At 45.9% G+C, this 14,238-nt stretch carries 16 protein-coding genes; 3 read left to right on the top strand and 13 right to left on the bottom strand.

Features of this window, described 5'->3' with window-relative positions; genetic code table 11:
* The first annotated feature begins 7 nt into the window (after nt 1-7).
* Nucleotides 8-1,336 carry an MATE family efflux transporter gene (locus tag M1E06_RS08945; RefSeq protein WP_035338458.1) on the top strand — a complete coding sequence of 443 codons (1,329 nt, stop codon included), beginning with the start codon at nt 8-10 and terminating at the stop codon, nt 1,334-1,336.
* Between the two features lie 51 nt (nt 1,337-1,387).
* Here the strand turns inward: M1E06_RS08945 and M1E06_RS08940 are convergent, their stop codons facing one another.
* From M1E06_RS08940 to M1E06_RS08930, 3 genes are all read right to left on the bottom strand, one after another.
* Complete coding sequence (locus M1E06_RS08940; RefSeq protein ID WP_456270528.1) at nt 1,388-2,029, bottom strand: FusB/FusC family EF-G-binding protein; 642 nt, start codon at nt 2,027-2,029, stop codon at nt 1,388-1,390.
* A 211-nt stretch (nt 2,030-2,240) separates the two neighbouring features.
* Nucleotides 2,241-2,579, bottom strand: a complete 339-nt coding sequence (locus tag M1E06_RS08935; RefSeq protein WP_020452064.1) for a YolD-like family protein — start codon at nt 2,577-2,579, stop codon at nt 2,241-2,243.
* Between the two features lie 15 nt (nt 2,580-2,594).
* Nucleotides 2,595-3,857, bottom strand: coding sequence for a Y-family DNA polymerase (locus M1E06_RS08930; protein ID WP_023855953.1), 1,263 nt, complete (start codon nt 3,855-3,857; stop codon nt 2,595-2,597).
* Between the two features lie 275 nt (nt 3,858-4,132).
* Here M1E06_RS08930 and M1E06_RS08925 point away from each other — a divergent pair, with 275 nt between their 5' ends.
* Complete coding sequence (locus M1E06_RS08925; protein ID WP_023855954.1) at nt 4,133-4,345, top strand: YqzH family protein; 213 nt, start codon at nt 4,133-4,135, stop codon at nt 4,343-4,345.
* Nucleotides 4,346-4,429: 84 nt separating this feature from the next.
* Nucleotides 4,430-5,668 carry an MDR family MFS transporter gene (locus tag M1E06_RS08920; protein ID WP_023855955.1) on the top strand — a complete coding sequence of 413 codons (1,239 nt, stop codon included), beginning with the start codon at nt 4,430-4,432 and terminating at the stop codon, nt 5,666-5,668.
* Nucleotides 5,669-5,719: 51 nt separating this feature from the next.
* On the opposite strand, the gene M1E06_RS08915 is transcribed toward M1E06_RS08920, so the two are convergent.
* The 10 genes from M1E06_RS08915 to M1E06_RS08870 form a co-directional block, all read right to left on the bottom strand.
* The gene (locus M1E06_RS08915; RefSeq protein WP_035338457.1) at nt 5,720-6,103 is read right to left on the bottom strand and encodes a VOC family protein; all 384 of its coding nucleotides are present in this window, start codon (nt 6,101-6,103) and stop codon (nt 5,720-5,722) included.
* An 11-nt stretch (nt 6,104-6,114) separates the two neighbouring features.
* Nucleotides 6,115-7,074: a type I pantothenate kinase gene (gene coaA / locus M1E06_RS08910; RefSeq protein WP_035338456.1), complete on the bottom strand. Its 960-nt coding sequence runs from the start codon at nt 7,072-7,074 to the stop codon at nt 6,115-6,117.
* Nucleotides 7,075-7,316: 242 nt separating this feature from the next.
* A complete protein-coding gene (locus M1E06_RS08905) occupies nt 7,317-8,282 on the bottom strand; it encodes an ABC transporter permease (protein ID WP_023855957.1) in 966 nt (321 codons plus the stop codon).
* Nucleotides 8,260-8,922, bottom strand: coding sequence for an ATP-binding cassette domain-containing protein (locus M1E06_RS08900; protein WP_023855958.1), 663 nt, complete (start codon nt 8,920-8,922; stop codon nt 8,260-8,262). Before M1E06_RS08900 ends, M1E06_RS08905 begins: the two co-directional genes overlap by 23 nt.
* Nucleotides 8,923-9,037: 115 nt before the next feature.
* Nucleotides 9,038-9,526 (bottom strand): hypothetical protein, encoded by a 489-nt coding sequence (locus M1E06_RS08895; protein ID WP_023855959.1) that lies wholly within the window; start codon nt 9,524-9,526, stop codon nt 9,038-9,040.
* Nucleotides 9,527-10,017: 491 nt separating this feature from the next.
* On the bottom strand, nt 10,018-10,629 hold the full coding sequence (bcrC, locus tag M1E06_RS08890; protein WP_023855960.1) for a bacitracin resistance undecaprenyl-diphosphatase BcrC: 612 nt from the start codon (nt 10,627-10,629) through the stop codon (nt 10,018-10,020).
* Between the two features lie 121 nt (nt 10,630-10,750).
* On the bottom strand, nt 10,751-11,437 hold the full coding sequence (gene bcrB / locus M1E06_RS08885; protein ID WP_229029997.1) for a bacitracin resistance ABC transporter permease subunit BcrB: 687 nt from the start codon (nt 11,435-11,437) through the stop codon (nt 10,751-10,753).
* Between the two features lie 40 nt (nt 11,438-11,477).
* Nucleotides 11,478-12,398: a bacitracin resistance ABC transporter ATP-binding subunit BcrA gene (gene bcrA, locus M1E06_RS08880; protein ID WP_023855962.1), complete on the bottom strand. Its 921-nt coding sequence runs from the start codon at nt 12,396-12,398 to the stop codon at nt 11,478-11,480.
* Nucleotides 12,399-12,477: 79 nt separating this feature from the next.
* A complete protein-coding gene (locus M1E06_RS08875; RefSeq protein ID WP_023855963.1) occupies nt 12,478-13,512 on the bottom strand; it encodes a sensor histidine kinase in 1,035 nt (344 codons plus the stop codon).
* Nucleotides 13,499-14,215, bottom strand: a complete 717-nt coding sequence (locus tag M1E06_RS08870; protein WP_025811198.1) for a response regulator transcription factor — start codon at nt 14,213-14,215, stop codon at nt 13,499-13,501. Before M1E06_RS08870 ends, M1E06_RS08875 begins: the two co-directional genes overlap by 14 nt.
* Nucleotides 14,216-14,238: the final 23 nt, after the last annotated feature.

The following is a 14,238-nucleotide window of genomic DNA, read 5'->3' as shown; positions in this document are numbered from 1 at the left end:
ATAAGAGATGAATCACAGACATTATCTAGCACTCGCCGTTCCGCTGATCATTTCAACGATCACCACTCCTTTGCTGGGGGCGGTCGATACGGCGGTAGCCGGGCAGCTTTCCTCCCCTGCTTACATCGGCGGTGTTGCAGTCGGAACGATGATTTTTAATACGATGTATTGGCTCCTCGGCTTTTTGCGGGTGAGCACATCGGGGTTCGCTGCTCAGTCGCTCGGCTCCCAAAACAGATCAGAGAGCGTTTTGGCTCTTGCCCGGCCTGTTTGCATCGCGGTTTTTGCCGGACTGATGTTCATTCTCTTGCAAAAACCGCTTGAATACGCAGCGCTGACGCTGATACAGCCTGACCGCCATACCGCTGAATTCGCCTCGCAGTATTTTTCGCTGAGGATTTGGGGCGCTCCATTTGCTTTAATCAGCTATTGCATTCTCGGCTGGCTGATGGGAATGTCCCTTATCAAAGTGACATTGCTTTTGCAGATTTCGATGAACGTCTTGAATATCGTGCTTGACATCGTTTTTGTCTACGTCTTTCACATGGAAGTATACGGCATCGCTCTAGCCACTTTGATTGCGGAAGTGACGGGCTGCCTGATCGGCTGCTTGCTTGTGAAAACGAATGCCGCCATGCGGTTTAAGCTGCCGTCCGTCAAGGTTTTGTTCGACCCGAAACCGTTTAAAAAAATGATGGTTGTCAACCGCGATCTATTGATTCGGACATTGTGCCTTTTAACGGTTTTTAATTTGTTTACGGCTAAAGGAGCCGGCTTCGGCGCTGAAGTTTTGGCCGCAAATGCGATCTTAATTCAAATTCATTATATGATGGCTTATGTGTTTGACGGATTTGCCAATGCATCGAGCATTTTTGCCGGGAAAGCCGTTGGAAGAATGGATCGGGAACTTTATTCCCGTACGCTTTCCCTTTCGATCCAGTGGTCGCTGATCTCGGCCGCGCTGCTTTCAGTCGGCTACTTTCTTTTGAAAGGTGTAATCCTTCCCTTGTTTACACCGCTTGAAAGCGTTTTGGAAGCAGCGAAAACCTATGATATTTGGATCGCTCTCTTTCCTTTGGCCGCAAGTTTCGGACTCGTTTTTTACGGGATTTTTACAGGAGCGACTGAAATAGGCCCGGTCAGAAATTCAATGTTCTTGGCTGTTCTCGTCTTCCTGGCCGCCTTTTTTACCGCTGTGCCCGCTTTCGGAAACCATGGGCTGTGGCTCGCTTTTCTTTTATTCAGCCTTGGACGTTCCGTATTCTTATGTATGGCTGTTCCCGGGCTGACCACCCGTCTCTTCGGAGAGCGAAGTGCTGCGAAAGAGGCAGGCTAAAAGCCAAATCATAAAACCCCCCGGCTAAAGCTTAGCCGGGGGGGTTCTCGTTTATTCTTTCGTTAATTGTGCGACGAAATGGTTCAGATGATCCAGCGTCATCACATTTTGATTGCATGTTTCACTGTCACAGCAAATATAATTGCCTCTGTCTGTATAGGTTTCTTTCCCGCTTTTCACCCGGGCCATGAACAGTCCGATCTCTTCGGTCCTGTTGCATATCGCGCAGATTCCTTTTTTATTGCTGGATTTGATGGTGCCGTGTATTCCGGTCAGCTTTCCGCCGGCATCCACAATCATGTACTTTCTGCCTGATCCTGCATCATTCCATCCCAGGTAGGAATATCCGCTGAAATCCATCTGTTCAAAATCGGGCGTCTTTAACTTCTTCACTTTAGAAAATAGCTTTTTAGCGGTTTTTACTGTTATACGCTGAAATGGAATGACATGAGGCTTTAATTCGGCTAAAAAGCGCATCGCTTCACCGCTGTCTTCCACTTCTGCCATCTTCTGCAGCAAAGACTTTTGATCGCTGCTGAGATCAGGAAACAGGTTGAACACTTGATCGAGCGCATTGCATTTCAAAACGTCAAGTACGTTTTCGTCATTGATGTTCGCATGTCCCTGAACAAGGCTGTCCGTTTGAAACTTAATAAAATTATATTGGTCATTTCTGATAAAAGGTGTCTTCATTTCTGCCAGCTCCTTATTTATGGATCTATATTTAAAAATAAGGTGCAAAGCCGGATGATCAGAAATGATACCTTGCTTTTTTTAGGCGATTTGTTTATAACCCCGCCTCATGCAAAGTATCGCCTTTCAAGATAACAGGCTTTGCATGAGACGCTGCAGTCGGCAAATGAATGTCATTTACCATTTTATCCACCTCCGAATACTGATTCTATTATAAACGACAATCGTATTCAATCTCAATGATATCCTCCATCTTTAAAATGCATATTTCATCCGCCCGGCTTACGATCCGCAGCTCCCTTTTCAGGGCGTCGGCATAGTGAATCCGGCCGGCCAGCGTTTTCACTTCCCCCTGCCGATAATAGGCAAATTGCAACATTCTGTTTTCTGCCATCGCTTCACAAATGATTTCATTAAATTCTTCATATTTTTGTTCATCCAGGATCGGTTTTTTGAGTTTTTGAAGGCTTTCATGATATTCCCTGAGCAATTCCACGTGCTCAGGCAGCATCATGGAAACCCATTTGATACTGCCTCTGTCGCGAAGCATAAATGATTCTCCTTTCTATGCCTGATGGCCTCCGACCAATTTTGACCGCAGCCGGGCCGTCCCGGCGTTTGTATAGGAAACGGCCCGCAAAAGCGCTGTTGATCCGTGCCGTTCTCTGATGCCGTCCATCACGTACCCGAGCTGCCGCTTCTTTTCCTGATCGGGACGAAAAAGATCAAGCTGCATATTGGTATCGTCTTGAATATTGGACAAAGAGACGGAAATTTTCCGAACCGTTTTGCCGGCATAAAACCGCTCGAACAATGCCAGACATGTATGGTATAGATCAAGGGTGACATTTGAAGGGCTTTCCATTGTTTTTGAACGGTAAAACCCGCCGCCAAGCTCATCGCGGCTGTATTCGACGCCAAGACTGACGGTCCGGCCCGCCTGGCGGTGGGCGCGCGCCCTTTTGGCCACTTCTTCACACATTTCAAGAATGACATGCTTGACTTCCTCCGGATTCGGGTAATCGCGAAGCAAAATCTGGCTTTTTCCATAGCTGACCTGCCCCTCCAAGAGCGGCGCTCCGATCGCTGAAAGGTCGATGCCCCAAGCGTGATAATAGAGCTGGTTTCCCATCACCCCGAATGTTTTCTCAAGCCGCTTGAGATCATAGTGAGCCAGCTGACCGACTGTAAAAATCCCCATCCGGTTTAACGTCTTTTCCAGCCTGGAGCCGATTCCCCACATGCGGCGCAGCGGAGACAGCGGCCACAGCTTCGTTTTCACGTCTTCGTAGCCCCAAACGGCCACTCCGTCTGCTGATTTTTTCGCTTCAAGGTCAAGGCACAGCTTTGCCATCAGCAGATTCGGTCCGATTCCGACAGCACAGGGAAGGCCAAACTCCCTTTCCATATCATCTTGAATTTTCATCGCAATCGTTCGGGCGTCTCCCCACATGCTCTCAACACCGTCCACCTGAATAAAGCTTTCATCCACGCTGTACGTATGAATGGCATCAGGCGGCACATAGCGGCAGAACAGCCGGGTGAGCTCTGTAGAAACACGGACAAACAGCCCCATCTTTGGATTGACCAGCTTGATGCGCGGATCATCCGGCAGCTGATAAAGCCTTGTTCCCGTTTGCACGCCGAACTCTCTTTTCAGAGCCGGAGAAGCAGCGAGAACGATGCTCCCCTGCCGCTCCGTGTTTCCGACAACCGCCAGCAGGCAAGTCATCGGATCAAGTCCGAGCAGGACTGCGGCACAGCTTGCATAAAAGCTCCGCATATCAACGCACAAAACCGAACGCGACGGATATTGACCGTAATCCATCTCTCTCCCTCCAAAAAGAACTGATGTTCGCACAATTAGTGTATGAATACTATACTCCGAATATACGTTCGATTTCCAGGCGTAATTTTATCCAAAGAAAATCCTGGCTGAAAGCAACAAAAAACACCTTCTTTGGAAAGAAGGTGACATGGCGGATCATTCCAGTTCGGAATGCTGCCGCATCCGGTTTAATGGCTCAAATTGAAAGCTCCCTTGAGAACCTCGTTTTTTCCTAGTAAGATAAAAGAAAAAGCGCTCCTAAAGGAGAAAGACAAATGGATGAGAAACTGATTGAAAAAATGCTCGGACAGGCGCTGAAGCAGTACGGACGCAATGTTGCAACCGATCCGCTCAGCCCCGGCGAAAAAGAAATCCTGAAGCTGGCTTTGCAGGAAAGGCGGATCGAGGAACCGAATGAGGGGCTGCATGCCCATATCGAAGATGTCATCTATGATTATGTCACAAATCAAGGCTTGTTCTCCTTTTGATCACCCAGCATATAGAAATTCCTCTATTCACCGCCATTTGTTTCATGTATGATAAACAAATAAAAACGTAACGGAGAGTTTATCATGAAACAAAAATGGCAGAACATCCACCCGCTCAGCTGGACCATTATTGTCGGAACCATTTTCGGACGTATGGGCACAGCCATGAGCATCCCTTTTTTAGCAATTTATTTGACACAAGTGAAAGGCGCCTCTTCCGGCTTTGCCGGCGCCGTCATTGCAGCGAGCTCTCTGATCGGAATTGCGGCAAGCTTTTACGGCGGGTACTTATCAGACAGGTTCGGCCGGAAAACCATCATGCTCGTTTCGATTTTCGGCTGGACATTCGTGTTCGCCGGTTTCGCGCTCGCCGATCATGTCTGGACATTCTTTGTCATGAATGCCTTAAACGGATTATGCCGCGCTTTGTTTGAACCGACTTCAAGAGCGCTGCTTTCAGACGTATCCAAACCCGAAACGCGCCTTTTCGTCTTTAATCTCCGCTATACCGCGATCAACCTCGGCGTCGTCTTCGGTCCGCTTTTAGGCCTGTACCTCGGATCTTCGAAAACGACGCTGCCGTTTTTCATTGCGGCTTTCATTTATTTTATTTATGCGGCGGTGCTGGTCATTCAATTTAAACACCACACCGTACCGGCAACTGAGCGGAATAAGCGTATAAAAGTGCGGGACGCGCTGGAGGTGACAAAAAAAGACCGGGTATTTACGATTACACTAATCGGTTCGATTCTTTGTTTATTCGGGTATTCCCACTTCACATCGACGCTCGCACAATACATGGCGGCCAGCCCGTTCATCGAAGACGGAACGAAAGTGTTCGGTATGATGCTGACGCTGAATGCCTTGGCCGTGCTTGTCGTACAGTACCCGATCGTACATATCGCCAAACGGTTTTCACCGATTTTATCGCTGATTGCCGGAAATGTGCTGATTAGCGGAAGCCTGTTCAGCCTCTCGTTTTTCCACGATCTATGGTCCATCGTCTTGATCATTATCGTGTTTACGATCGGGGAAGTGCTTCTCTTTTCGATGATGGATTTACTGGTCGACCGGATTGCCCGGCCTGAGCTGAAAGGCACTTACTTCGGGGCTATAGGCTTCACCCAGCTGGGAAGCGTGATCGGCCCTTGGGCGGGGGGAATGCTGCTGGACGCCTTTGGAGCGGAAAAGCCGTTTTTCACTTTTGCAATCCTGTCTGCTGTCACTATTTGCGGCGTTCCTTTCCTGGTGGCAGCCTTCCGGAAGCTCAAAATAGATGAAGCAAAAGTCAAATTAAGTTCGAAAAAAACGATGCAGCATTAATTGAAAACAGGCCGGCTCGGTCAAAGGCCGGCCTTCCGGCGGACGCCCGCCTCAAGGCGCCGCAAGTTCGACTTTAATGCGGTCGGGATCTTCGGTATACAAGGCATAATGCCCGCTTCCGCCGGCAAACGGATGTCTGTCTTCGTATAAAATGCGGCATCCCCGCTCCCTCAGTTTCATTGTCATTTCGTCGACCTGTTCTTTGGATGTCGCGTAAAAAGCAAGATGGTTTAAGCCGATGCGGCACCTGTGATAACCCGCTTTGACAAACTGCTCTTTCGCCTGCACAAGCACGAGATAGGCGCCGTTTGCTTTCCAGCTGATCCCGTCTTCCCATTGTTGAAAAACTTCATAGTCAAGCTCTCCGAGAAACCAGCCCCAAAAGCGCTTCGACGCTTCCAAATCTGAAACATACAGTTCAATATGATGGATCATGCAAGCCTCCTCTATACCCGTCTGACGAGAATCTCTTCCACCTTGTGGCCTTCGCCTTTTCTCAAGATTAAATCAGACCGGAATTTTGTAGGCAGAATGTTCTCATACAAATTCGGACGGTTGACGGTCTCCCATATTGACTTTGCCATATGGTCCGCTTCTTCGTCCGCAAGGTCTTTGAATTTATGGAAATAAGATGTCGGATCTTGAAAAGCCGTCTCTCTGAGCATGCGAAAGCGTTCAAGATACCATTTGATAATGAGGTCTTCTTCGGCATCCACATAAATCGAGAAGTCAAAAAAATCGGAAACGAAAACCCGCGGTTTTGTCCGGTCGTCTTCAATCGTCGGTGTCTGCAGCACATTGACGCCTTCGATGATCACGATATCCGCTTGTTCAACCGTTTCGTAAACCCCTTCCAATCTGTCGTACGTTAAATGGGAATAAACGGGTGCGTGAACGATTTCCTTGCCGGATTTTAAATCGTTTAAAAACTCAAGCAATGCTTTGACATCATAGCTTTCCGGAAACCCTTTCCTCGACATTATCTGTTTTTCTGTCAGCACCGCATTGGGGTAAAGAAAACCGTCGGTTGTGATCAGACTGACTTTCAGCCGTTCCTGCAAACGCGAGAGCACCGTCTGAATGATGCGGGCCGTCGTGCTTTTTCCAACCGCGACGCTTCCGGCAATCCCGATGATGAACGGAATTTTGGCCGCGTGAGGATAGTTCAAAAAACCGTTCACCCGGGTGTTCCGTTCATATTGAGTTGTCCGGTGTAAATAAAGCAGCCTCGCCAGCGGAACATAAACGGTTTCGACTTCTTCCAAAGACAGATAGTCATTTAAACCTTCAAGCCTTTTTACTTCCTCTTCGGTCATTTCTACCGCCATATGCCCGCCGAGATTTGCCCAGGCATCGCGGGTATGACTCGTATATAACGTGTGCAAATTCAAATCCTGATTCGCCATTATACTCACCTGCCCTCTGTTCAAAAGCTGTTTACTAAAAAGTGCATGAATTCCTGAGACCGCTTTATTATTATATAGAATTTTTCGAATATTTACGAGGAACAAGGTTTCAATCAAAACAACCGCCTCATCCAGAGACGGCAGATTCTGTTGTTCCAACTATTTGACACTCGCCTGCCAAACCTGAGCCAACGGGCATCCGTCGCTTGCAAAAAAAGAGCGCAAGTGCCTGCGCTCTTTTTTCAAACGACATATTTGCTTTGCCTGTGCGCCATATAATAAGTAACCGCAGACAGCAAGCCGACAGATGCGGCTAAAATGATGACGACCGGAATCATGTCCACCTTCACCGGTGTAAACAGTTTAAAGCCGCCGCTGAAACTGAAAACCGCATGCCCGAGATTAGACAGCAGGTTTTTCAAATCGAATCTCCCCAAAGCAGGGATAAGCAGGCTGTAAACGATATACAGCAAAGCAGGCGTAATAAAGCTTCTGAAGAGGACGCCCAAATAAAATCCGACCGTCGAAAAAATGAAGCTGACCGCCAGAACGACAACGAGCTGAAGCGGGATATTGCTTTTTGAAACAGCGGGTATTGTGAACTCGCCGACCGGTATGGCCCTTGAAGCCAGGGAATAAAAGACGAAGCTTGACACATATGCCGTACATACAACGGCGATCACGGCGGCAGCCATCACCATGTAAACCGAACACTGTTTGGCCAGCAGAACGGATTTCCAATCATGGCTGACAGCTTTCACTTTCACCGTCTTGAACCTGATGTCGTAAGAGGAGATATAGATGGCATACAGCGTAAAAGCCAAGGGAAAAATGATGAAGCCCATCAGCTCAAGCGTCATGATAACCGACTGCTTGGGCTCCAGATGATGGAGGGACAAGACGAAATTCTCATAGTCAAACCTTAAAATATTTTCGACGATCTCTCCGTCGCCATCCTCGCTTTTCAGCTCCCCTTCCTTCACCTTGACGGGCGACGCCAGCGCCTGTTTAATATCGATGCCGAGTTCTTTATATTCGTCTTCAGTCTTTTTAAACTGCTGATAGCTGTCAATTGTATTTTTATAATGTACATATATGTATCCGGATGAAATGAATAATAGAGGAAGCAATAACATGACGAGCATTTTAGAATATGATTGAAATGCAAGCTCTTTTTTGAAAATATTATAAATATTCTTTATAGACATCGCCCAATTCTGCTCCATTCGTTTTAAAATTGTCTATGTGGATAGCTGAACCGTCTTTCAACACGTATAATTGATCGACGATTGAAGAATAAAACTCAAACTGATGGCCGGCGGCAACAATCGTCATCCTGCTCGACCAGTCATTGATCAGCGCCTGAAGCTCCATCATGGACCGGTAGTCAAGCCCGTTTGATATCTCATCCAAAAACAAATATGACGGTTTGTTTAATGCAGCGATCATTAAGGCCAGCTTTTTCTTTTGTCCGTATGAATAGGTCTTAACCTTTTTTTTCAGCAGCGCCCGGCCGAGGAACTTTTGCGATAATTGTTCCAGCTCTTCTTTGCCGGCAGGTTTATTGATCAACAGTTTAATATTTTGATATCCGCTCAGATGATCGTAAAACGGGGAATCGTCATAGATAACGTGCACTTTGCTCCTGACGGCTTCAAGCGGCTCTCCGTCGTACAGAATGCCGCCTTCGAAATGTTCCAGCTTGAGCAGGCATTTCAAGAGCGTCGTTTTCCCGGCGCCGTTTTCTCCCATCAGGAAGGTGACTTTGTTTTTTTCGATATTCATGTTGAGACGGTTGAATACCTTTTTGCTTCCATAAGATTTCGTCAGGTCATCGATTTTGATCAATTTAAAAAATCCTTTCTTGCATCAGGATGGTGTTGCAACATTCTCCATTATACAACGCTGCCATTAATTTCAAAATAGTCTTTTAGCAGCGTTGTATGAAATGGCTTACGGCAAATTAATCGTTTCCGTATTTTCCTTTTTTATTGACCCACCTTCTGTCTGTAAAGGTTGAGCTGGCGAATTCAACATCTCCCCACGGTGTAACGGTCCCGAAGCTCAGCGTTTTTTTCGCTCTCCATTTGTGAAGCCCTGAAGACTTGTAATACCTTTTAATCCCTTTTGCTCTCACGACATTCGGAAAGACGTAGCCGACATCCTGCGATCCGCTGCTTTTCGATACTTTTTTGCCGTTGTAGTACCAGTCGATATAATCTTTCGACCAGGCGAGGAAGCTTCCTCTTTTAATTGTGAGCCTTTTTCCTGCATATGCCGTCACACCGCTTTGGACAGATGCCTGTTCAGGAAGTGACTGCACGTATTCTGTCTTGGCTTCAAGCAGTTCTTTTTGCTCACTTGTCAGCTGCCCGTCCCCAGCAGCCGCAGCGAATGAGGATGGAACCAGGAGCGCCGCAGACAAAGAAAACCCTAAAATCGCTTTTTTCATTTCGTTTCCCTCCGTATTTTTGATAATTCGTATGTACGTCTTCAGCTGCCATCCATAAGCTACTGCCGCATCCAAAACAATTTAATGTCCGAGTTCTCTCATTTTAATGGATGAAAAAATAGATTTCTAGCAGAATGGACCATTTTATCATTACCTATTGGAAATTATCACCTCCTATGTATTTGATATTATACCATATTTTTACTTGTATTCAATTCCTATTATTTGGAATTTTCGTCATGGATAACCCGCATCTTTTATAATGGGGATGAAAAAAGGAGGAAGAAGAGGAACCTATATACCTGGAAAGCGATTCTACAGCTGTTATTCGTACAAAAAAACAAAGCACCCGACAGACCGTCTACCTTCATGGAGACGGTCATATACTCTTGCTGTCGTGAACCGCCTTCGATTTGGAGGATGAAGAAGCCGATCGTTTATTTGTGAGTGCACATAGCAAAGGCTGCCTAAATCCAAGGCAGCCTCATCCTTTAAAAGTTCTTCGATTTATCGTTCGATTTGCTTTTGGAAGGAACAATCCGGTGTTCCACCTTTTCATAAAGGGACAGCATTTGATGAATAAATGACAGCTTCGGTGCTGTCCAGAATACAAACAGAGCTGACAACACGCCAAGAAGGGCTCCCGCCGCAACATCGAGCGGATAGTGAACGCCCGACCAAATGCGGGAAATGCCTACGGCAAACGCAAGCACAAGCCACAGCCAGCCCGTCTTTTTGTGAAACAGGAAGATTAAAAAGCCGATTGAAAAAAACAAAATCGTATGGTCGCTCGGAAACGAATTGTCAATTTCATGCTCTATCAGCTTGTTGACATTCGGAAGCGTGGCAAACGGTTGATAGTTGGAATGCAGAAAGCCCATGATTTTCCCAAGAATTTCGGCAATCACAAATGCGATGACTGCATAAATGACCATCAATCTGTTTTTTGTCGTCCGGGTCAGCCAATAAACGACAAGACCCAACGCGAGGAAGTACATCATATATTCGGCCAGAAAGTAAACGACCGGATTCAGCATCGAATACTCTTTTCCCAAATCATTAATGAAACGAAAAGCATCAATATTTAATTCTGAAAAAGACATGTTCCATTCTCCTTTTTTATACTTTTATCCTAAATATATCCATCAAAATTGTGCAATAAGCCTTTATTGGGATTAGGAATGTACAAACATGTGTTGCACATTCCCTTAGACTCCTCCTGCATCAATGAATATCGATTTTTTTAAAGTAAACGATTGTCGCGGCTAATCCAAGAACGGTTGTGGCGGCAACACTGATAAAAGAATATTCGGGCGGATATTCCGGAAAGAACGTACCCGAAGCGATCACCCATACCGCCGACCAGGGGAGTAAAGCGCTGTACTCCGTGCCGTATACCATAATGCTGACCATTGATATAATGATTGTAAAGATAATGGTGGGCACGTAGTTTTTAAACAGCAGTGTCACAAATATAATTGGACTGACCAGGAAGAAAAGAAGTGCCCCGCCTATCATAAATTGTTTAAACCCATCTATTAAAACCGCCGAACTGAGCCCTTCAAACTGGCCGATCAGCCCAAACAGCAGCGTCAGCACCCAGGCAATCAACGTCAGCATCATGATCCAAATGAGGAGCAGAACCAATTTGCTGACAATCAGGCTGATTCTTGAAACAGGAATCGTCAATAGATTCTTTAGCGTGCTTTCAGCGTATTCCCGATTGAATAAATATGATGTAATCACGCCATACAACGGGACTCCGATCAAAAGCACAATATACAGGTTGGTATCGGAAAAGGTCTCACTGAAGCGAATCGGTACATCAGGGTACTTGGCTTTTTTAGCCAAAGACGATATAAAACAGATAAAAGGGGCTGCCGCCGCTCCCAGGATACTGACAAGAAACATCTGTGACCGCTTAAGCTTCAGCAATTCGGTATATAGCAAATTAGCCAATCGTCCCGCCCCCAATCAACTTCACGAAATAGTCTTCAAGACTGTCTTCGCTCATCGCAATCTTCAATACGTCTATTCCGTTTTCGACAAACAATTTATTCAGCTTTCCCTGCTGGCCCAAATGGGAGTATACCCGGATGATCCCGTCCTGGTGAACTTCGTAGTCATGAATATCAAAATGCTGTTCCATCAGAACGACCGCTTTATTTTGATCGGATAATTGAAATTCCAGATATTTGCGGTTTCTTTTTTTGAGATGGTCAAACGGAATTTCTTCAAGCAGTTTTCCTTCATGAATGATCCCGACATGATCGACGAGCTGTTCGATTTCAGACAAAATGTGGCTTGATATAAAGATGGTGATGTTTCTTTCTTTGGCGAGAGAATGAATGAGTCTTCTCATTTCTTTGATCCCGATCGGGTCCAAGCCGTTTGTCGGCTCGTCCAGTATCAACAGCTCCGGATAGTGAAGCAAGGCTCTTGCAATTCCCAGCCTTTGTTTCATGCCCAAGGAAAACTTGCCGACGAGCTTTTTCGTTTCATGCTGCAGGCCCACGATCTCCAATACTTCATCGATCGCATTTTTTTTATGGATACCTATGATTTTCGCATTGATCAGCAGGTTTTCCCTTGCCGTCAAGTTCGCGTAAAAGCCGGGCACTTCCACGATAGATCCGATTCTTCTTAAAATTTCTTTTTTATTCTTGAAAAAATTCTCTCCGAAAATTTCTATCTGCCCGCTGGTCGGTTTGATCAGACCCAGCAGCATTCTGATCGTCGTCGTTTTGCCGGCGCCGTTTCGTCCCAAAAATCCGTATATATCTCCTTGTTTTACATTGATATTGAGATGGTCTACAGACTTTTGCGGCCCGTACATTTTCGTGAGATCCGTCGTTTTAATAATTGTGTTCAAAGTTGATCCACTCTCTTTCACTCGCCTTATAACTACATCATAAACAGAAGGATTTAACTTCTTCTTAACCAATTCTTAATTAATTCTTAAATGATTGGAGATGGTTTTGTTTAGGCAGCGAAAAACCAAACGTCGTTTTTTCCCACGGGACGCTCTGTGCCCATATGCGTCCGCGGTTTTTTTCGACGAGCGATTTGGCGATGGCAAGCCCCAGGCCGCTCCCGTCATCAAGGCTTCTCGACCGGTCTCTGCGGTACATTCTATCAAACACGTTTTCAATATCGTTTTCCGGAATTCCCGGACCTTGATCCCAGATGAGAAGCTGATATTCATGTTCTGATTCCGTCAGTTCGATTCCAAGTACTTTTCCCTCTTTTCCATAATGAATGCCGTTTCTCACGATGTTTTCGATCACGCGGATCAAGCTGAGCCGATCTGCAATAACAGAGCATTTCTTTTCCGGGATCTGTACATTCAAATCAATGTCATGTTTTTTCAGTTCCGGCAAAAAGTCGATCAGCGTTTCCCTAGCGACTTCGGCCAGGTCAAAAAACTCTGTTTTCAACTGGACTTCATTCGCGTCCAATTTCGCCATGTTGAATATTTCATCGATCAATTGCTTGAGGCTGTTGGATTTTTTAGAAAGGATATTGAGATATTCCTGTTTCTCTTCTTCCGAAGACGCGACCCCGTCTTTTAATGCATCAACATAGCCAATAATTGATGTGAGCGGCGTTCGGATATCGTGGGAAATATTAGACAGCAGCCGTTTTCTGGCCGCTTCCGATTTTGCGGCGTTGATTTGAACTTTTTCAAGCTGCTCTATCAATTCGTTAATGGAAAAAATGATTTCATTAAACGGCTGACCGCCTTTCGCCAGCAATCTTCTTCTTAAATTTCCATCCGCCACGCGCTTCAGCTCGGTTTCGATCAGCTTTAAGCGATCGATGAAGCGAAGCCTCATCGTAAACAGCAGCGCGGTAACGGCAAACAGAAAAATAAACAACATTGTGCTGAAAACCCCAAAGGAAGCCGTTTTCATATAGATGAACAAAAGTGCTGCAATCGCCGCACATTGCAGAATGAGAAGCAGCAGCTTTTTATCGGTCAGCATCTTTCTCACCTACAAACTTATAGCCAATTCCCCAAACAGTTTGAATAAATTGTGGATCGGAAGGGTCCGGCTCTATTTTTTTTCTCAGCCTTCTGATATGCACCATGACCGTATTGTCATCTTCTATGTATTGATCGCTCCATGCGTTTCGAAACAGCTGCGTTTTCGTAAATACCTGCCCCGGATTTGAGGCGAAAAACTTCAGCAGTTCAAACTCCTTCGCCGTCAGAGAGATCTCCTGTCCGCCCGCGGTGACCGTATATGTTTTCAAATCGATGGTCAATCCTTTAAATTGAATCAGCGATTGTTCATCGGAGCGGCTTTCGCTTCCGAGGACCAAAAAGCGCCTCAGCATGGCTTTGATCCGCGCAAGCACTTCGTTTACGCTGAAGGGCTTTGTTATATAATCGTCGGCGCCGATGGATAGTCCTAAAATTTTATCGCCTTCAAGGTCTTTGGCGGTCAGCATCAGGATCGGAACATTCGTATGATTCCTCATCCTTCTGCAGACCTCGATGCCGTCGATTTTCGGCATCATGACATCCAATATCACGAGGTGGTAATGGTTTTGTTCAAACAGCCTTAACGCATCTTCTCCGTCAACTGCCACGTCAACCTCATAACACTCTCTTTTTAAATAGGTTTTCAATAAATCTCTGATTTCTTTTTCATCATCCGCTATGAGCACTCGAATGGTTTCCACTTGGTTCACCCGCTTTTATTTTG

The sequence above is a fragment of the Bacillus sp. AK124 genome (genome assembly GCF_053903085.1).
This window is presented reverse-complemented; position numbering and strand designations above follow the sequence as displayed.